This window comes from Lactobacillus sp. HBUAS51381 (genome assembly GCF_012641095.1).
Taxonomy (GTDB): Bacteria; Bacillota; Bacilli; order Lactobacillales; family Lactobacillaceae; genus Levilactobacillus.
On the sequence record NZ_JAAVSC010000083.1, the window covers coordinates 1 to 629 of the forward strand.

At 46.6% G+C, this 629-nt stretch carries 1 protein-coding gene; it reads left to right on the plus strand.

What is annotated here, in order from left to right; translation table 11 throughout:
* The coding region (locus tag HEQ50_RS12600; RefSeq protein WP_255459909.1) for a reverse transcriptase domain-containing protein at positions 1-629 on the plus strand (629 nt) is incomplete at both ends.

The window sequence follows — 629 nt, forward strand, 5'->3', positions numbered from 1 at the left end:
AGTGCTTTCTCTGGTGAAAGTACGATGATAAGTGGCATTGAATTTTCGAAACGTGTTTTGACCCGAAATAATCTGAATCTAGCTTATCTCCGAGTCAAAAGAAATAAAGGGGCAGCAGGCCTTGACGGTATGACTGTCGAGGACCTCTTACCCTATCTGAAGGAGCACAAGGAAGAGCTCGTCAAACAGCTGGCACAAGGGACCTATAAGCCACAACCAGTTAAGCGAGTGGAAATTCCTAAGCCCAATGGTGGCAAGCGAAAGCTTGGTATTCCTACGGTAGTTGATCGATTAGTTCAACAGGCTGTAGCCCAGGTAATAACGCCAGTATTTGAGCAAGTGTTCTCGGATAATAGTTTTGGCTTCCGACCGAATCGAGGAGCACACGAGGCAATCGGTCGAGTGACCTCGCTTTATAATCAGGGCTATCACTACGTAGTGGACCTGGATTTAAAAGCTTACTTCGATACGGTCAACCATGACCTACTCATCAAGTTTATCGGGCAATATATCAATGACCCGTGGTTACTGCGACTCATTCGTCGTTTTCTAACCAGTGGTGTCATGAACGGTAAACTCTTTGAAAAAAGTGACAGAGGAACGCCACAAGGTGGGCCCCTGTCGCCGTT